The 17,087-nt window shown below is 43.4% G+C and carries 15 protein-coding genes; 12 read left to right on the forward strand and 3 right to left on the reverse strand.

Annotation, left to right across the window (positions count from 1 at the left end):
- Nucleotides 1-8: 8 nt before the first annotated feature.
- Together MHH31_RS02080 and tcyA are read right to left on the reverse strand one after the other, a co-directional pair.
- Nucleotides 9-701, reverse strand: coding sequence for an amino acid ABC transporter permease (locus MHH31_RS02080; protein ID WP_008347286.1), 693 nt, complete (start codon nt 699-701; stop codon nt 9-11).
- Nucleotides 688-1,503: a cystine ABC transporter substrate-binding lipoprotein TcyA gene (gene tcyA, locus MHH31_RS02085; RefSeq protein WP_007498178.1), complete on the reverse strand. Its 816-nt coding sequence runs from the start codon at nt 1,501-1,503 to the stop codon at nt 688-690. Before tcyA ends, MHH31_RS02080 begins: the two co-directional genes overlap by 14 nt.
- Nucleotides 1,504-1,869: 366 nt before the next feature.
- On the opposite strand from tcyA, the gene MHH31_RS02090 reads away from it, so the two are divergent.
- Entirely contained in the window at nt 1,870-3,261 is a 1,392-nt protein-coding gene (locus MHH31_RS02090; protein WP_046527513.1) for an amino acid permease, read from the forward strand.
- Between the two features lie 44 nt (nt 3,262-3,305).
- On the opposite strand, the gene MHH31_RS02095 is transcribed toward MHH31_RS02090, so the two are convergent.
- Nucleotides 3,306-4,799, reverse strand: coding sequence for a peptide MFS transporter (locus tag MHH31_RS02095; protein ID WP_008347279.1), 1,494 nt, complete (start codon nt 4,797-4,799; stop codon nt 3,306-3,308).
- A gap of 263 nt (nt 4,800-5,062) precedes the next feature.
- On the opposite strand from MHH31_RS02095, the gene MHH31_RS02100 reads away from it, so the two are divergent.
- The 11 genes from MHH31_RS02100 (at nt 5,063) to MHH31_RS02150 (ending at nt 16,983) form a co-directional block, all read left to right on the forward strand.
- A complete protein-coding gene (locus tag MHH31_RS02100; protein WP_178896822.1) occupies nt 5,063-6,847 on the forward strand; it encodes a right-handed parallel beta-helix repeat-containing protein in 1,785 nt (594 codons plus the stop codon).
- Between the two features lie 198 nt (nt 6,848-7,045).
- Nucleotides 7,046-8,371 (forward strand): LLM class flavin-dependent oxidoreductase, encoded by a 1,326-nt coding sequence (locus MHH31_RS02105; RefSeq protein WP_342495215.1) that lies wholly within the window; start codon nt 7,046-7,048, stop codon nt 8,369-8,371.
- 17 nt (nt 8,372-8,388) lie between these two features.
- On the forward strand, nt 8,389-8,892 hold the full coding sequence (locus MHH31_RS02110) for a GNAT family N-acetyltransferase (protein WP_025206740.1): 504 nt from the start codon (nt 8,389-8,391) through the stop codon (nt 8,890-8,892).
- Nucleotides 8,893-8,914: 22 nt separating this feature from the next.
- On the forward strand, nt 8,915-9,709 hold the full coding sequence (locus tag MHH31_RS02115) for an amino acid ABC transporter substrate-binding protein (protein ID WP_008347268.1): 795 nt from the start codon (nt 8,915-8,917) through the stop codon (nt 9,707-9,709).
- A gap of 24 nt (nt 9,710-9,733) precedes the next feature.
- Nucleotides 9,734-10,408 carry an amino acid ABC transporter permease gene (locus tag MHH31_RS02120; RefSeq protein ID WP_007498163.1) on the forward strand — a complete coding sequence of 225 codons (675 nt, stop codon included), beginning with the start codon at nt 9,734-9,736 and terminating at the stop codon, nt 10,406-10,408.
- 12 nt (nt 10,409-10,420) lie between these two features.
- Nucleotides 10,421-11,167: an amino acid ABC transporter ATP-binding protein gene (locus MHH31_RS02125; RefSeq protein ID WP_024720189.1), complete on the forward strand. Its 747-nt coding sequence runs from the start codon at nt 10,421-10,423 to the stop codon at nt 11,165-11,167.
- Between the two features lie 33 nt (nt 11,168-11,200).
- The gene (locus tag MHH31_RS02130; RefSeq protein ID WP_342495216.1) at nt 11,201-12,358 is read left to right on the forward strand and encodes an amidohydrolase; all 1,158 of its coding nucleotides are present in this window, start codon (nt 11,201-11,203) and stop codon (nt 12,356-12,358) included.
- Entirely contained in the window at nt 12,349-13,683 is a 1,335-nt protein-coding gene (locus tag MHH31_RS02135; protein WP_342495217.1) for an MmgE/PrpD family protein, read from the forward strand. The genes MHH31_RS02130 and MHH31_RS02135 overlap by 10 nt, the downstream gene beginning before the upstream one ends.
- 267 nt (nt 13,684-13,950) lie before the next feature.
- The gene (locus MHH31_RS02140) at nt 13,951-14,499 is read left to right on the forward strand and encodes a GNAT family N-acetyltransferase (RefSeq protein WP_096881002.1); all 549 of its coding nucleotides are present in this window, start codon (nt 13,951-13,953) and stop codon (nt 14,497-14,499) included.
- A 371-nt stretch (nt 14,500-14,870) separates the two neighbouring features.
- On the forward strand, nt 14,871-15,566 hold the full coding sequence (locus MHH31_RS02145) for a response regulator transcription factor (protein ID WP_024720193.1): 696 nt from the start codon (nt 14,871-14,873) through the stop codon (nt 15,564-15,566).
- On the forward strand, nt 15,556-16,983 hold the full coding sequence (locus MHH31_RS02150) for a HAMP domain-containing sensor histidine kinase (protein WP_076822664.1): 1,428 nt from the start codon (nt 15,556-15,558) through the stop codon (nt 16,981-16,983). Before MHH31_RS02145 ends, MHH31_RS02150 begins: the two co-directional genes overlap by 11 nt.
- The last annotated feature ends 104 nt before the right edge of the window (nt 16,984-17,087 follow it).

The following is a 17,087-nucleotide window of genomic DNA, read 5'->3' on the forward strand; positions in this document are numbered from 1 at the left end:
TTCCCTCCTTACCTTGCGACATATCGATCAAGTCGTTTTTCAATTTGGTGTTGAACGAGCGATAGAATGAAGCAGAATACCCAATAAATCAGGGCTGCTTCCATATAAATAAATAAAATTTGATCCAAGTTCGCCGCAGCAATTTCTTGTGATTTACGGAACATCTCTGCCACGAGGATTTGGGAGGCAAGCGATGTATCTTTCACCAAACTAATGAATGAATTAGACAGCGGCGGAATCGATACACGCACTGCCTGCGGTAAAATCACGCGGACGAGCGTTTTGCGATGGGTCATCCCAATCGAATACCCCGCTTCCCATTGTCCTTTTGGAACAGATAGGACGGATGCACGAATAATTTCCGAAGCATACGCACCTACGTTTAAAGAAAAAGCGATGATAGCACTTGGATATGGATCAAGTGTGATATTAAATGTCGGAAAGAAATAGAAGATAATAAACAATTGCACAAAAAGCGGCGTTCCGCGAACAGCCGACACATAGATAGAAAAAATCCATCTGAGCGCTTTGATTTTAGACATTCTAGCAAGAGCTGTCACAAGCGCGATAAAAAGACCAATGATAAAGGCAATGATGGCGAGGGGAATTGTATAATAAATTCCCTGCATCACCATTGGCCAAAAAGATTGCTGAAGAAGATCCCACGGAATGACGACTCCGAGGATATTATTTTGTAACATCTTCACCAAACCATTTCTTAGAAATCTTAGCGAGTGTACCATCTTTCTTCATTTCTTTTAGTGCGCCATTCACTTTGTCAACGACTTCGCCGCTGCCTTTTCTGAAGGCAAAATACGTTTCTTGTGGATCTCCTGTTTCAAATGCAACTTTTAGGTTTTTGTTACCGCTTGTTTTCAAGTAATTCAAGACAGCCAATTTATCATTGAATGTCAAATCAGCACGCCCTTGCTGAATCAATTGAATGGATTGTGCAAGACCTTCAACCCCTTCAATTTTAGCGCCAGCATCTGTAGCTAATTTGTTATAGTTACTTGTTAATGATTGTGCTGCTTTTTTGCCTTTCACATCAGAAAGTTTCTTGATGTCATTGTTATCTGATTTTGTCACAACAATGGCTTGAGATGTTGTGTATTTATCAGAGAAATCATATTGATTTTCACGTCCAGTTTTACCAACTTGGTTCGCTACCACATCAAAACGTTTAGAATTCAGACCAGCAAACATGCTGTCCCATTGTGTTTCTTTGAATTCTGGTTTTAAGTCAAGACGTTTTGCGACTTCTGTGATGACCTCGACATCATAGCCAGTTAATTTATCTGTCTTTTTGTCATGGAAGGTGAAAGGAGCATATGTACCTTCTGTACCGATGGTTAATACGCCTTTATCCTGAATGGACTTCCAAAGGTCACCTGATTCCTTAGACCCAGATTGTTTATTTGCGCTGTCGTTTGCAGCTGATCCACATGCTGTGATCAATGCAACACAAGCGCCTAAAATAATGGCAAAGAACATTTTTTTCATTTTATTCCCCACTTTTCTTGTTGGTATTTACAACATATGATCTTACAGAGAAGCAACCTAAAAGTAAAGCATTTGAAACTAGCTTGAGCGAATCTCACCAACTTTATGCCCTGAACCCAATTCTTTCAAACCTCCATTCTCTACAATGTCTATTTGCTCTTAGTTGTGCGAACATTACTAAAATAAAGACTTTGTAACAGTGACGATAGAAGGAAGCATATTTATTATAAAAGATGTATAATTAGTAGGTTGTTTTGAAAATGGAATAATCACATGGAGACATGTTTTGATAACAGAACATCTTAGAAGAAGGAGGGCATCATTGTGGATGTTGGACAAAATCAGCCCGAACAATTGAAAAGGGCGATGACCTCCCGCCATTTATTTATGATTTCTCTTGGCGGTGTCATTGGGACAGGCTTTTTCCTTGGAACAGGCTATACGATTGGACAAGCAGGGCCAGTTGGAGCTGTTCTTTCCTATATAGTGGGCGGATTGATTATGTATTTAACCATGCTGTGTCTTGGAGAGCTATCAGTCGCGCTTCCTGTGTCGGGGTCTTTTCATACGTATGCGACGAAATTTGTGAGTCCTGCAGCAGGATTTGCTGTTGGCTGGATTTATTGGCTTGGCTGGGCAGCCACCGTGGCGCTGGAATTTTTATCAGCAGGGCAGCTGATGAGACGCTGGCTTCCACAAGTGGATGTGTGGATTTGGTGTCTCATATTTGGGCTGTGTTTGTTCTTATTAAATGCCAGGTCAGCGAAAGCGTTCGGGGAGTCGGAGTTTTTCTTTTCAACCATTAAGATTGTTGCCATCTTACTATTTATTGGCGTAGGCGGAGCGGCGATGTTTGGTTTTATTCAAACGACGAGCGGGGAACCAGCTCCTTACTTTAGTCATTTTGTGAGTGACGGTCTGTTTCCGAATGGCTTGCTGGCCGTTGTCGTCACGATGATCACGGTGAATTTTTCGTTTCAAGGGACGGAGCTGATCGGGATTGCGGCAGGAGAAAGTGAAAATCCTGAGAAAACCGTTCCCCGTTCGATCCATCAGACCGTATGGCGCACCCTTGTCTTTTTCGTTTTATCTATTTTTGTCTTAGCGGGTATGGTGCCTTGGAAAGAAGCGAGTGTGCTGCAAAGCCCATTTGTCACTGTGTTTGAGAGAACGGGCATTCCTTATGCGGCAGATATCATGAACTTTGTCATTATCATTGCTTTATTATCTGTGGCGAACTCTGGCCTATATGCCTCTACGAGAATGCTGTACTCTTTGTCGAAGGAAGGAATGGCAGGGAAGGCGTTTAGACGAGTCAATCAGCGGGGCATCCCGATGAATGCCTTACTGCTCACTTTCCTGTTTACAGGTATTTCGTTATTATCAGGATTCTTTGCAGAGAAAACCGTTTTTGCTTGGATCGTGTCAATTGCGGGCATGAGTGCCCAAACCGGCTGGATTACGATTACATTATCACAGCTGCTTTTCCGCAGAAGATATTTGAAAGCAGGCGGAAAGCTGGAAAACCTAAAATTTAAAACCCCTCTTTATCCGGTACTGCCGATCATTGCGATCACGCTGAACTCGATTGTGCTAATCAGTCTTGCCTTTGATGCCGAGCAGCGGATTGGGCTGTATGTCGGCGTACCGCTCATGATCATTGGATATGTTGTCTATCACCGCTATGTGAAAAAGCATCAGGTGAAAAGTGAACCGCTCCAGTTGCAAATCCACGGAGATGATGAGATTCGGTTTTAATTCAAAAAAAGAAGCCTTCCCATTTGGGAGGCTTCTTTTTCAATTTAATGCACGCCTTTCATCGCTTTCTTAATCACCGGTGTAAGCAGAAGCATAACGCCACATAAAACGATAGCGAGCATGCCGATGATCCCGAAATAGACGGTTTCTGGCACTTTATCAAACAGCTTGACCACTTGCGCATTGATGGCCTGTGCCATTGCATTGGAAAGGAACCAAAGGCTCATCGTTTGCGCTGAGAAGGCAGCAGGTGCCAGTTTTGTTGTCGCTGACAGCCCAACTGGTGATAAGCAAAGCTCTCCGATGACGACAAGGAAGAAGCTTAAAACGAGCCATAGTGGGCTTACAAGTGTATGTGGTCCAGACATGTAAGCAGGAATGATCATGATGATAAAGGATAATCCTGCGAACAGAAGACCAAGTGAAAATTTAATCGGGGTAGACGGCTGTTTCTTACCGAGTCTGACCCATAACCAAGCAAATACTGGTGACAGGAGCACAATAAAGATCGGGTTCAATGATTGGAACCAAGAAGAGGCTAATGTCATGCCAAGGAAATTCAAGTTTGTTCGCTGATCTGCATATGTGGCTAAAATATTTGAGCCTTGTTCTTGAATGGCCCAGAACATCACCGCAGCTAGGAACAATGGAATATAAGCGAGGACCCTCGACTGCTCCACTGCACTCGTTTTTTTACTAAAATACATCACAATAAAATAAACAATTGGAATCAGCACACCAAGGACACTGACAAACCAAGTGAATAGATTAATCGTGAGCGCTCCTGTTTGAATGCCGATGACAGCAAAAACAGCAAGTACAATCACGATCAATGTACCGAAAATTTTGAAGTTCTTGCGTTCAGCAGCTGATAGTGGATTTGTGACATAAGTGCCGGCAAGTCCAAGATTCGGCTTTTTCGTGATGACAAACGTAATCAGTCCAACAAGCATACCAACGGCAGCGAGTGAGAAACCAAGGTGGAAATTCACTTTTTGACCGAGTGTTCCGACAATTAATGGGGCGATAAAACCACCCATGTTGATCCCCATATAGAAAATACTGAATCCAGAATCCCTGCGAGGGTCTGTTTTTGTATACAGGTCACCGACTATGTTTGACACGTTCGGCTTTAGGAGGCCTGTCCCAATAATAATCAGCCCCATACTAATAAAGAGCGCTGTTGCTCCGCTAGGTAGTGCCAAAATGACATGACCAAGCATAATGAATACCCCGCCATAAAAGACTGTACTGGACGAACCAAATACCCGGTCGGCGAGCCATCCGCCAATAATGCCTGACATATAGACAAGGGCACCGTAGACAGACATGATCGAATTAGCGGTTGTTTGGTCGAAACCGAGACCGCCTTTTGTCACCTCTGTGTACATATAATAAATAAGCAGTGCACGCATGCCATAATAAGAAAAACGCTCCCAAAATTCAGTGAAAAACAGTGTGTAAAGTCCTTTAGGATGTCCAAAAAACCCTTTTTGAGGAACACTTTTAACAATTTTATCGTGGTCAATTGTAGACATGGCATAGATCCTTTCTTAAAAAAAGAGATATGAGAAAAATGATATTCTTGTATAGTTCTTGTGTCAATATAAAACTATTCTAAAACAGGAAAATGTTAGTTCAATAGGCGTAAAGACTCAAAAAGATGAAAAATTCGCTCAAGTGAAAATCATCGGAAAGTTATTCCAGAAGAATTTATATAAAATTTGAAATATCGTACAAGCAAACCTTTCCCACATGCATAGGATGACAAGAGGACATGTGTAAAAAGGAGGGGTTTTCATTGGGGGATGTAAATGAATCTGATCTGAAGAAACCCATTGTCAATGTATTAGACTTTGGCGTGATTGCTGACGGGAAAACGGACTGTACAGCGAAACTGAACGAATGCCTGGAATGGACAAAAGCACAGGGCTACTCCCACGTCTGGCTGCCGAGTGGAACGTATCTAATAGATGCGGTGTACAGGGGGGATCAATTTTTTCCTTTTCGTCATGCCGGCATTCGAGTGCCAAGTCATATTTGTATTGAGATGGCATCAGATGCCGTTATCAAAGTGAAACCAAATGATTCGTGGGGATATGCAGCCTTTTATATAGGAGAGGTAGAGCATGTGACCATTCGGGGCGGGCGGATTGAAGGCGACCGTGATGAGCATGTGTACAAGGCACTCCCGCCAGAAAGAAAAACACATGAATGGGGCTTCGGGGTGTGTATTGAAGGTGCTTCCCATGTGAATATCGATCGTGTTCAAATCAACAATTGTACGGGAGACGGTATCATTGTCAGTCCGCACGGTTTATTGACCCATATCGAATCGTACTCGCCTGCTTCGTCAATTCATATTTCTGGCTGCACCATCACTGACTCAAGGCGAAACAATATTTCTATTACAGGCTGTGATGGTGTCATTGTGGAAGACTGTTTGCTTGAAAGGGCAGGGGTAAACGGGGTCGAGCCAAAAATGGGCATTGATATTGAAGGATACGGAGAAAATGCGACCAACTTGGAGGAACCGCTGAATATTCAAATTCGAAACAACATAGTCAGAGGCGGCGCAGCCAGCTCTATCTATAATTTCAACGGCTATGGTGTGATCATTGAAGGCAATCAAACGGACAGCAGTATCTCCTATGGCTTCGCCACTGAAATGATCATTGCGAATAATTTGATTCGTGCAGTGAGAGGGGGCGTGACAAAAGCAGGGATTACGAGCTTAGGTGTGCCGCTTGATCAATCGGAAAACAATGTGATCATTATTGGCAATATGATTGAAGGGTTTGAAAAGGGTATTGATGTGAGGGGAGACAGCGTGCACATCACAGGTAATAAAATCAGTCTTTTTGAAGATGCGGCTGTGTCTGTCTATATGGCCAATCGTATTTTAATAGAAGGAAACCATATTGAGTCAGGGACAAACACACGGCTTAGAAGTACATCGCTGCGTATTTATCAATCAGACAGCATTGTCTTTTCAAACAATACCGTCTACTCTGTCATCGATGCGGCGATGGTCAGAGGAACGAATATCTTAATTCAGCATAATCAATTCAAGGAATTCAGCCGAGGGATATGGGTGCAGGAGGGAGAAGCGGGGATCAACGGCAATCACTTTATTCAAGAAGGACATTCACAGCTCGCATCTTCGTATACAATCAGCGTGACAGGAAATGCAAAGGCTTTCATATGGCAGAATCGTTTTAAGCACTATCAAAACTATGCCGTCTACAGCAATACGACCGCTCCTTTAGAGATTAAAGACAATTCCTTTGAAGAAACGTCCTTATATGTGGTGATGTATATTAAAAATGGCTCACCCCAAATTGGTGATAACCGCTTTTATTTAAATCGTTCAATCGGACAGCCGACAGCCGTTTTTCTTGATGAGGTTGTCTCAGCACGTGTGCTGCGGAATAACATCATTAATCTCTCTCCTCAAAAAGCGATTGCCGTCCGCACCATATCTTCCACTCATTCGGTGATTGCCCATAACGTACTAGAGCGCAGTCAATTGATGACGCACTCCACGGACCGGCTCATCGGAAATATTGAAATTGATCCACCGTAACCGCCTGTAAATCCCTTTTTTTGGAGGTTCAGAAGGCGGTTGACAATCATGTAAAAAGGGCATATAGTAATAATTATTTTTCATTTTTCACAACATTTGCCCTTTTTTTATGGATAAAACCGATTAATTCAATCAGAAAAATGTATCTTGTAAAATAATAACTTGATACAAGGAAGATATAGAAAGGATGAAGAACAAGTGTCACAGTCGAAACGGAAGCTCAAGCTAGGCGTATTCATCGCGGGAACTGGACATCATGTCGCCTCTTGGAGACATCCGAAAGCAGTACCAGACGCAGCCATGAATCTTGATTACTTTAAACAATTAGCGAAAAAGGCCGAGGAAGGGAAGCTGGATTTGCTCTTTTTAGCCGACAGCTTATCAATTAATCATACATCTCATCCAAATGTATTAACGAGATTTGAACCGCTCACCCTGCTTTCTTCGATTGCAGAGTCTACCTCAACAATTGGTTTAGCAGCAACAGCATCAACTACATACAGTGAGCCATTCCATATTGCGAGACAGTTTGCCTCACTTGATCATTTATCAGGCGGACGAGCAGCATGGAATGTGGTCACATCTTCTATTGAAGAAACAGCGAAAAATTTTAGCGGAGAAGAGCATTTAGCACACCACAAACGATACGAACGAGCTGAAGAATTCGTCGATGTCGTCAAAGGTCTGTGGGATTCTTGGGAAGAGGACGCACTTGTAAGAAACCAAGAAACGGGAGAATTCTTTGAGCCTAGTAAGCTTCATGAGCTGCAGCACAAAGGTGAATTCTTCTCCGTTCGGGGTCCGCTTAATGTATCACGCACCCCTCAAGGACAGCCAGTGATCATTCAAGCAGGGTCTTCTGAAGATGGTCAAAAGCTTGCGGCTAAAACGGCTGAGCTTATTTTTACGGCACAAAACGATCTCGACAAAGCGAAGGAATTTTACCAAAGCTTGAAGGGAAAAGTAGAGGCTGCTGGACGAGCTAGAGAGGATGTCAGCATCATGCCGGGCATCTTCCCAATCATTGCCGATACTGTCGAAGAAGCAAAAGCGAAGTATCAAGAATTACAAGAGCTGATTGTTCCAGAGATCGGCCTTAGCATTTTACAAAACTACTTAGGGGGTATTGATCTTTCGCAGTATCCACTAGACGGACCGCTTCCAGAGATTGATCCAAGCGCGTCAAATGCTGTGAAAAGCCGCTTTGACCTTGTGATGAATATGGCGAGAAAGGACAACCTGACCATTCGCCAGCTCTACCAATCTGTTGCAGGGTCCCGTGGGCACCATATCTTCATTGGAACACCAGAGCAGCTAGCAGATGTGATGGAGACATGGCTCGTTGAGGAAGCAGCCGACGGTTTTAACGTGATGCCGCCATTATTGCCAGAAGGACTTGATGCCTTCGTAGACTGCGTCGTTCCGATCCTTCAGGAAAGAGGCCTGTTCAAAACAGAATACACAGGACAAACTTTACGAGAAAATCTCGGATTAAAACAGCCAAAAAATCGCTACACGACATAAAGGTGAGGTGACTAACGTTGGGATATACGTTTCGTCTGGCAACTGAGGATGATATAGAAGCGCTGCTTGAACTGACAACAAGAGCCTATGAACCGATTCGTGAGCTCGGCATCCAGTTCCAAGCAGCACATGCAGATATCGCCCTCGTTCAGAAAAATGTACAAAAGAACCTTTGCTATGTAATGGAAGAAAACGGAGAGCTTCTCTCCACCTTATCACTCCGTATGCCTTGGGGAGAACAGCCAGGACCATTCGGCGTTCCGCATATTTGGTGGTTTGCTTCAGAACCAGCGGCAAAAAAAGGCACAGGCTCAGCCTTGCTTGAGTGGGTTGAAACGGAAGTGCTAAGGGACACACTAAAGGTACCGTTTGTCTCTCTTGGGACAGCTGATAAGCATCCGTGGCTCATGGACATGTATGAGCGTAAAGGCTATGTCAGAGCAGGTGAAAAGGATCTAGGCAAAGGCCATATCACCATTTATTTTAAAAAACAATTACGATCAGATATTACACAACCATAAGAGGAAAGAAGGGTGTACGAACATGAAAAACAAAAAGTGGCTAGTTGTTTTATTTGCGGCAATGCTTGCGGTGTTAGCGGCATGCGGCGGGGGTAATCAGAGTGAAGGCAAAGATGAGAAAGTGCTTAAAGTGGGTGCTACAGGCCAAAGCTATCCATTTGCTTATAAAGAAAACGGCAAACTAGTAGGATTTGATGTCGAAGTCACAGAAGCCATTGCGAAAAAGCTAGGCTACAAACTAGACTGGCAGCTGAGTGAATTCAGCGGACTGATGGGCCAGCTGACATCTGGTAAGCTGGATACCGTATCAAACCAAGTTGCGATTACAGATGAGCGTAAACAAACGTTCAACTTTACAGATACGTATGCATACGCAGGAACACAAATCATTGTCAAGAAGGACAACAAGGACATTAAAGGACTTGACGACTTAAAAGGAAAAACGGTGGCGGCTGTTCTTGGCTCAAACCATGCCAAAAACCTAGAGAGCAAAGACCCAGACAAGAAAATCAACATCAAAACATATGAAACACAAGACGGTGTCTTAAATGAAGTCGCAAATGGCCGTGTAGATGCTTACGTCAACGGACGCAGTGTCTTGTTAGCTCAAATTGAAAAAACAGGACTTCCACTCAAAATCGTCGGCAACCCAATCGTATATGAAGAAGTCGGCTACCCATTTGCCAAAGATGAAAAGCACGACAAGCTAAGAGAAGAATTCAATAAAGCGATCAAAGAATTAAGAGAAGACGGAACACTGAAGAAATTGTCTGAGAAATATTTCAAAGACGATGTCACAGTTCCAATTAAAAAATAACAACAGCGGCGGTGAAAAGCAGACATGAATCACATTGATTGGCAGTATATGGTGACGGTTTTTCCAACCTTGATTCAATACTTGCCGATAACGATCTTCATGGCGATTGTCTCCATGGTATTTGCCATTATCATTGGTGTGGTATTCGCGCTTATAACGAAAAACCGGATACCTGTCTTATACCAATTTGCCAAGCTGTATATTTCTTTTTTCAGAGCGGTTCCAACTTTGGTTCAGCTCTTTCTCATTTATTTTGGTCTTCCGCAGCTATTCCCTGCGATGACCTCAATGGATGCCTTAACAGCGGTCATTATCGGTTTAAGTATTAAAAACTCAGCGTACTTAGCAGAAATTTTTAGAGCGGCTCTTAATTCAGTGGATGAAGGGCAGCTTGAGGCCTGTTTATCTGTCGGCATGACAAGATGGCAGTCTTACGTCAGAATTATTTTCCCACAGGCCGTCAGAAATGCCATTCCAGCGACGGGGAATACCTTTATTGGACTTTTAAAAGAAACATCGCTTGCCTTTACCATTGGGGTGGCAGAAATGTTTGCGCAAGGGAAAATGATTGCATCGGCCAACTATAAGTACTTTGAAACGTATTTAGCGGTTGGCATTGTGTATTGGGTGCTCACCATCATTTATAGTTTCCTACAAGACCTATTTGAACGAAAAATCAGCAAACCTTACCGGAATTAAGGAGGTGTGGACATGATCAAGCTCACCAATTTGAAAAAATCATTCGGCGACCTTGTCGTCTTAGACGGAATTAATCTTGACGTGCAAAAAGGGCAGGTTGTGGCCATTATCGGACCTTCTGGCTCCGGTAAATCAACATTGCTGCGCTGTCTAAATCTATTAGAAACGCCAGATGAAGGTACGATTGAAATTGGCGATGCGAAGCTGAATGCGTCTAAATATACACGTAAAGAAGCCCATCACCTGCGTCAGCAAACGGCCATGGTGTTTCAAAACTATAATTTATTCAAAAACAAAACAGCCCTGCAAAACATTACAGAGTCACTGCTTGTGACGAAAAAAATGACAAAACAGCAGGCAAATGAAATCGGTATGAAGCTATTGAAACAAGTAGGGCTAGAACAAAAAGCTGACAGCTACCCGGTCACACTATCCGGCGGCCAGCAGCAGCGAATCGGGATTGCCCGAGCCTTAGCGGTTGATCCACATGCGATTCTGCTAGATGAACCAACGTCAGCACTCGATCCAGAACTTGTCTCAGGTGTGCTTCAAGTCATTAAATCCATTGCCATTCAAGAAACAACGATGATCATCGTGACACATGAAATGGCGTTTGCAAGAGAAGTAGCAGATCATGTGATTTTTATGGCAGATGGTCATATCATTGAGCAGGGAACGCCAACCGAACTATTTGACGAAACGCAGAATGAACGAACAAAACGATTTATCCAAAAAGAAGCAGCGGCTGAAGAAGCATAAGCTGCTTTTTACTCTTTAGAGGGGTGAGTATCAGTGAAATCATTAGGAAATGAATCTTTAAACAAACGTTTAATTAACATACGCCGAGCGCTTCATGAGCATCCAGAGCTAGCATTTGAAGAGTATGAAACGACAAAAAAACTACGAGGCTGGTTACAAGTGGAAGGGATCACAGTGCTCGATTTTCCAGATCTTCAAACAGGAGTCGTTTGTGAAATCAAAGGAGAACAAGAGGGACCAACGATTGCTCTGAGAGCCGATATTGACGCACTTCCGATTGAAGAAGCATCTGGCGAACCATTTTCTTCAAAGATACAAGGGAAAATGCACGCATGCGGCCATGATTTCCATACCGCTTCGATTTTTGGTGCGGCCGTCCTATTAAACGAACGGAAACATGAGCTCAAGGGAACAGTACGCATTTTGTTCCAGCCGGCTGAGGAAGTGGCGCAAGGAGCGAAACACGTCATAGAGGCGGGCGTCTTAAATGGAGTGGATGCGATATTTGGTATGCACAATAAACCTAACCTGCCAGTTGGCACCATCGGGATAAGAGAAAAAGCGTTAATGGCGAGTGTCGATCGGTTTGAAATCGACATTCAAGGAACGGGTGGTCATGCTGGAATTCCAAATCACACAATTGATCCGATTGCCATCAGCGGTCAGATCACAAGCGCCCTACAGCAAATTGTCAGCCGCCGCATTAGTTCTTTGCATCATGCGGTTGTCAGCATCACACGTATTCAAGGCGGCACATCATGGAATGTGATACCTGATCGCGTCGAGATGGAAGGGACCGTTCGGACGTTTGAGCCTGAAGTGAGAGCGATGATTCCAGAACTCATGAAACAGATCGTGAGCGGTATCGCAGAAGGATTTGGCGCAAAGGCAGAAGTGAAATGGCATCCGTATTTGCCTTCTGTGATGAATGACGAGCGTTTGACAAAGGTTGTGGAAGAAACGGCAGGAGCGCTTGATCTCGCAGTAGTAGAGGCAGAGCAGTCACCAGGCGGAGAAGACTTTGCCCTTTACCAAGAGCACATTCCAGGCTTTTTCGTCTGGATGGGGACGAGCGGTACCGAGGAATGGCATCACCCTGCCTTTACGTTAAATGAAGACGCACTCCCTGTTGCCGCTGCCTTCTTTGCCGAGCTTGCGGTTCGGGCATTGGAGTCAAGATCATGGAACTAACGAAACAGCTCGCAGAGGCAGTGCTCTCTGCTGATCCGCTGCAAGATCAACAGGCCGTTCAAATGGCTCGAAACGGTCTGTTAGACGCTGCGGCAGCAGCGCTTGCTGCAAAAGAGGATGAAGGGATTCAGAAGCTCATGGCGTTGGTGGAACAAGAAGGCGGTGCTGCTCAAATTCCCGTCATTGGACAAGGGAAGAAGGTCAGCCGTCAATCCGCAGCCATGCTAAATGGCTACCTGATTCACGCCCTTGATTATGATGATGTGCATTCTGATGTGAGAGGACACCCAAGTGCGGTCATCATCCCGGCCTTGCTTTCCCAGCTGACCAACGGGGAGGCGTACGGTGATCGATTTCTAGCAGCCTACATTACTGGCGTCGAAGTGATGGCAAGGCTAGGTGAATCCATCGGCAAGTCGCATTATGAGCGGGGCTGGCATAATACCGGAACTCTCGGAGCCATTGCAGCAGTCTGTGCGATTGGTTATTTGAAACAAGTTTCACAGAAAGAGCTGGCGAAAGCGATCGGCTTTGCAGGTGCGCAATCAGCTGGAATGCGAAAGCAGTTTGGGACTGATATGAAACCATTACAAGCTGGCCTCGCCGCTAAAACAGCCGTATGGTCCATGGATTTAGCTTGTTCAGGTTTTGGCGGGAGTGAATCGCTTCTGGATGGAGAGCTGGGCTTCTTTTCTCTCTATGGGGATCAGAAACTAGCGGAAAGACGTTTGCTAGAAGACTATGGCACTGCGTGGCGTATCGTGTCGCCAGGTCTATGGTTTAAAGTGTATCCGTTCTGTTCAGCGGCGCATCATGCAGCTGATGCGATCGAGTCATTGGTACAAGAACACTCTTCCTTACAGGGGAAGATCGAACAGGTCGACGTCATGTTTCCGCCTGGCGGAGATGCCGCACTCACGGAGCGGACACCTTTGACGGGAGAAGAGGGACGATTTAGTGTCGAGTATGTCATCGCACTAGCGGTGTTTGGACAACCTTTATCACTGGATGCTTTTACGAAAAAAGCCATTTCACCAGAGCTGCGGACATGGATGAAGCGGGTAAATAGAGTATATGATCAAATGATAGAACCCCATCCAGACGCAGTGCCAAAAGGACGATTTACGATTGTAAAGCTCACCTTATCTGACGGAACCACCATCAGCAAACGAGTCGATATCCCTCGGGGAGCACCAGGCTGTGCGTTATCGACAGAAGACATCATACAAAAGTTAAGCAGCGTCACCAGCACATCACAGGCAAAGCAGCTTTTACAGGCGGTTGAAGAGGGGAATGACGCTGCTTATCTGAAATTGCTCGTGTGATATGAAAAAAGCTCATCTTTGGAGATGAGCTTTTTAAATGTCCTTATTCTTATAAGAGTGAATACACTCTATGACGTCAAAGAAGATATTCTCTTCGTCAGGTGAACAATTGATCTACAACAATCACATTTAAAAACGACCCTATTCTATGACAGAGGCAAAACGAGTTTTATCTTTTAGGTGTATTTTTAAAGGTATCAAATCGCAAATCGACGAATTTAGTAGTACGTTTAAAGATTTAAATCATTTAAATGAAGGGAGTATGAAATGTTAACGATTCGTCGTATCTATCAAAAAAATTATCCTAAAGGAAAACAAGTATATTATCAATATACATCTGAAAAATACTATGAAATTCATATGGAAACCAGTCACAATGGTTGGAACATCTCCCTTACAGAAGAAGTATTTGAAGCTCCAGTTAAAAAAAATCTAAAAGAGGAGATTTTCGATCCATATAAAGAGGGTTCAGAGGTTTACGTGTCAGAGATGAATGGTGAAGAAACTGGAATTATAGTCATTCAACACATGAAATGGAATAATACATTACTCATTCATGATTTATATGTGGATAAACAATTTAAAAGAAAAGGTATTGGCAGCACTTTCATTAAAATGGCAAAAAAACGCGCTCGTGAATTGAGAGTTAGAATGATTGTATTAGAAACCCAATCATCCAATTTTCCAGCTATCCAGTTTTATTTGAAAAATGGCTTTCAACTGATTGGATTAAATGTCAACTCTTATTCAAATGAAGATATAAAGAAAAAGGAAATTCGCATCGAAATGGGGTGCCTTATAGAAAATCACAATTAGCTTCGTTAGGGCACACCGCCCTCGATATGCATGTCCAGTTCCAAACGGTTTTTTATATAGACCATTTATAACGATCAGGAAGCGTGTCATTTCATTCTTTTACTACATGGGAGACTTCTCCCTCTGAAAGAACGTAAATGACACTGTCCTCATCTTAGACTATCCTCTATAATTCCTTCATTTTTCCATTCTACGATATTAAAAAAGAACAATGTGATTCTCCAAAATGTCAACTCCATCAAAAAGTATGAATAAAAGATGACCAAAGCATGATAAGTTCATGAAATCGTATCAATCCAATTGAGATTTGAGAAGGAACATGTAAAATAAAGCTACATAAAGAAAAACAAAGGCAACAGCGGAGGCTGATGATGAAAATATTAATGATTGAAGATAACCAGAGTGTTTGTACAATGACGGATATGTTTTTTCAACGAGAAGGATTTCAAGCGGAATTTGTCCATGATGGATTAGAAGGATTGAATCGATTTAAGCAAGAGGAGGATTGGGATCTGCTCATCTTAGATGTCATGCTTCCTTCAATGGATGGTCTGACCATTTGTCAAAAAGTACGCCAGATTAGTGATGTTCCGATTATTATGCTGACAGCAAAGGAAACGGAATCTGATCAGGTGCTGGGCTTCGATCTTGGGGCAGATGATTATGTGACAAAACCCTTTAGTCCGCTCACCTTAATGGCAAGAATCAAAGCAGTGAAACGACGTTTTGCTCAAACAACATCTACTCAAGAAGGAGCGAAAGAGGATGAACGGCTAGAGACCGAACATTTTCAGTTAGATAAAAAAACGAGAGAAGTGTTTCTAGAGGGGAAACGGATCGAAAATTTAACGCCAAAGGAATACGATCTGCTGTGCTTTTTTATACAGCATCCTCGGCAAGTATTTTCACGAGAACAATTGCTTGAGCAAATTTGGGGATACCAATTTTATGGTGATGAACGAACAGTTGATGTTCATATTAAACGATTGCGCCAAAAAATCGGAGACGGACCTAAGCCCTTTCTGTATACGGTATGGGGCGTAGGGTATAAGTTCGATGAAGATTAAATATTTTTACCAGTTGCTGATTAGTCACCTTGGGTTATTGCTCATCGCCATCATTATTATCAGCACCCTCATGTCTCATTTTGTAAAAGATATTGCCTATCAAAATAGGGTAGACGAAATGAGTTCGTATGGGAATGAAATTTTGGAGAATTTTAAACAACTGTCGAAAGCCGAGATGAACTTCCGTTTGCGTCCATTTGAAGACATTCTTTCGACAAGACAAATCCGTTTTTTCGTCTTTGATGAAAAAGGGACTGTGCTGTCTCAGCAGCAAGAGATGCCACCGCATGAAGCGTTACTCACAAAAGATTTGTGGGCCAAGCTTGCAAAAGGAGAAGAAATCATTGTCAAGCGAAGTGATTCGCGCCGGCTTGATCAAGAAGCATCACTTGTGGCACTTCCTGTCATGGAAGACGGAAAGCTGAAGGGCGGGGTGGTGCTCATAGCTCCTATTCAAGGAGCAGAAGAGCTGATTGCTCAAATGAACCGGTATTTATATATCATCGTGTTTGTGGCATTGACGATTACCTTTATTCTCAGCCTGTTTCTGTCGAAGTTCCATGTGAATCGTATCAAAAAACTGAGAGAGGCAACTGAGAAAATTGCGCATGGTGACTACAACATTCATCTTGAAAACAAACACCTTGATGAAATTGGCACACTAGGTGAGGATTTTAATATGATGGCCAATCGTCTTCAACGGTCAAGAGAGGAAATTGACCGGCTTGAAAAACGGAGACGCCAATTCATTGCGGATGTGTCTCACGAATTGAAAACACCGCTGACGACCATTCGAGGATTGGTCGAATGGCTGAATACTGCGGATGTGCCGGCAGAAGAGAAAGAGAAATGCTATGCGCTCATCACTGATGAGACAAAACGAATGCTGCGTCTCGTCAATGAAAATATGGATTATGAGAAAATCAGGTCGAATCAAATCACCCTTCAAAAATTTCACTATCCACTCATTGATACGTTTGAAGTGATTAAGGAGCAGCTGAGCCGAATGGCTGAAGAGAAAAACAATCAGCTCATGGTAGAGGTTCACCCTGAACAAAAGGTATACGCAGATTATGACCGGCTCATTCAAATCCTCGTCAACATCACAAAGAACGCCATTCAATTTACAGAAGGCGGCCGTATTTCTTTGAGAGGGAAAGAAGAGAATGGGGAAACGATCATTGAAGTAGAAGACACGGGAATCGGCATTGCACCCGAAGAAGTCAAACACATTTGGGAACGTTTTTATAAAGCGGATATTTCGAGAACGAATACACCATATGGAGAATACGGACTTGGCCTGTCGATTGTCAAGCAGCTTGTGGACTTGCACGAAGGACATATCGATTTAAAAAGCGAAAAACATAAGGGAACAACATTTATCATTCGTTTACCGCTACCACAGGAAAAGGGCTAAACTCGGTTTAGCCTCAGCGTGTAGACAAACCCTCGCATTCGGTGTCAGTCCTGCGTGCCGGTGCTCACGAATGTGAAATTCGCTCCGCGCCGGTACTCGTCTTT

This window comes from Bacillus sp. FSL K6-1033 (assembly GCF_038630765.1).
In the GTDB taxonomy this organism is placed as follows: domain Bacteria; phylum Bacillota; class Bacilli; order Bacillales; family Bacillaceae; genus Bacillus; species Bacillus altitudinis.

What these genes read in the sequence shown, in the direction of transcription:
- MHH31_RS02080 (WP_008347286.1), bottom strand. Translation starts at nt 701, where the DNA reads ATGTTACAAAATAATATCCTCGGAGTCGTCATTCCGTGGGATCTTCTT.
- tcyA (WP_007498178.1), bottom strand. Translation starts at nt 1,503, where the DNA reads ATGAAAAAAATGTTCTTTGCCATTATTTTAGGCGCTTGTGTTGCATTG.
- MHH31_RS02090 (WP_046527513.1), top strand. Translation starts at nt 1,870, where the DNA reads ATGACCTCCCGCCATTTATTTATGATTTCTCTTGGCGGTGTCATTGGG.
- MHH31_RS02095 (WP_008347279.1), bottom strand. Translation starts at nt 4,799, where the DNA reads ATGTCTACAATTGACCACGATAAAATTGTTAAAAGTGTTCCTCAAAAA.
- MHH31_RS02115 (WP_008347268.1), top strand. Translation starts at nt 8,915, where the DNA reads ATGAAAAACAAAAAGTGGCTAGTTGTTTTATTTGCGGCAATGCTTGCG.
- MHH31_RS02120 (WP_007498163.1), top strand. Translation starts at nt 9,734, where the DNA reads ATGAATCACATTGATTGGCAGTATATGGTGACGGTTTTTCCAACCTTG.
- MHH31_RS02125 (WP_024720189.1), top strand. Translation starts at nt 10,421, where the DNA reads ATGATCAAGCTCACCAATTTGAAAAAATCATTCGGCGACCTTGTCGTC.
- MHH31_RS02135 (WP_342495217.1), top strand. Translation starts at nt 12,349, where the DNA reads ATGGAACTAACGAAACAGCTCGCAGAGGCAGTGCTCTCTGCTGATCCG.
- MHH31_RS02140 (WP_096881002.1), top strand. Translation starts at nt 13,951, where the DNA reads ATGTTAACGATTCGTCGTATCTATCAAAAAAATTATCCTAAAGGAAAA.
- MHH31_RS02145 (WP_024720193.1), top strand. Translation starts at nt 14,871, where the DNA reads ATGAAAATATTAATGATTGAAGATAACCAGAGTGTTTGTACAATGACG.
- MHH31_RS02150 (WP_076822664.1), top strand. Translation starts at nt 15,556, where the DNA reads ATGAAGATTAAATATTTTTACCAGTTGCTGATTAGTCACCTTGGGTTA.